The organism is Streptomyces sp. NPDC058534 (assembly GCF_042717365.1).
Lineage (GTDB): Bacteria > Actinomycetota > Actinomycetes > Streptomycetales > Streptomycetaceae > Streptomyces.
On the sequence record NZ_JBHXNW010000034.1, the window covers coordinates 1 to 1279 of the forward strand.

Annotated in this window: 1 protein-coding gene; it reads left to right on the top strand. The window is 70.6% G+C overall.

Annotation, left to right across the window (positions count from 1 at the left end; translation table 11 throughout):
* The first annotated feature begins 308 nt into the window (after positions 1 to 308).
* On the top strand, positions 309 to 1154 hold the full coding sequence (locus ACFWR9_RS21400) for an RNA polymerase sigma factor SigF (RefSeq protein WP_383844510.1): 846 nt from the start codon (positions 309 to 311) through the stop codon (positions 1152 to 1154).
* Positions 1155 to 1279 lie beyond the last annotated feature (125 nt).

Consider the following 1279-nt stretch of genomic DNA (forward strand, 5'->3'; position numbering starts at 1 on the left):
CTCGCGGCGTCAGGTGCGTGCTCTCGGCGTGCCGGGCGTAGAGCCTCGTACTGGGTGTACTTGGCTCTGCGCCCGGTGCGGCGAGAGTGCGTGCATGGCGTCGCGAGGCAGACGGGAATTGTCAGACAGGCCCTAGCCGCCCAGCCGCCCTCGACGTGGGCCCGCCTGCGCATCTGACGCGACGTCGGAGCCCTCGTCCGGCACGGGCGGGAAGTCGGCAGGTGTGCGGGGCCTGACCCGGGGTAGGCGGTCCTTCGTCGGCCGACAAGGTGACGACGACGGGGGCCGATCGACTGGGAGGGCACATCATGGCGACGACGACCGCACAGGCGACCATGCACACCACGACGGACATGCCGGAGATCGCGGACCCGTCCAAGGTGGCACCCAAGGACGCGCGGGAGTTGTCGAAGCTCTTCTTCGAGCAGCTGACGGTGCTGGAGGAGGGCACGCCCGAATACCAGTACGCGCGCAACACCCTGATCGAGATGAACATGTCCCTCGTCCGCTTCGCGGCCGGCCGGTTCCGCAGCCGCGGCCCGGAGGAGATGGAGGACATCGTCCAGGTCGGCATGATCGGCCTGATCAAGGCCATCGACCGGTTCGAACTCACCCGTGAGGTCGAGTTCACCTCGTTCGCCGTGCCGTACATCGTCGGGGAGATCAAGCGCTTCTTCCGGGACACCTCGTGGGCCGTGCACGTCCCGCGGCGCCTCCAGGAGGCGCGCGTCCAGCTGGCGCGGGCCACCGAGGAGCTGCGCAGCCGTCTGGGCCGCAACCCCACCACCCAGGAACTGTCCGAGCTGATGAGCCTGCCGGAGGACGAGGTCGTCGAGGCCCGCCTGGCGGCCAACGGCTACAACTCCGCCTCCCTGGACGCCGCCATCAACGGCAGCGAGGACGGCGAGTCGGCGCTCGCGGACTTCATCGGCACCGACGACGCCGCACTGGCCCTCGTGGACGACTTCCACGCCCTCGCCCCGATGATCGCCGAGCTGGACGAGCGCGACCGGCAGATCATCCACTGGCGGTTCGTCGAGGAGCTCACCCAGAAGGACATCGGCGAACGGCTCGGCGTCTCGCAGATGCACGTGTCCCGGCTGATCTCGCGCCTGCTGGGCCGTCTGCGGGAGGGCATGCTCAGCACCACCTGAGCACCTGAGCACCTGATTGGCGGTGGGGGGGGCGCGGGCGGGGGGGGGGGGGTCACGCGGGGGGGGCGTGTTTTGGGGGGGGCCCCCCCCCCGCGAGGGGCGACGCGAGAGGGGGGGCGCGGAGG

Excerpts from the sequence above, each read along its gene's own strand:
- ACFWR9_RS21400 (WP_383844510.1), top strand. The coding sequence starts at position 309 with ATGGCGACGACGACCGCACAGGCGACCATGCACACCACGACGGACATG.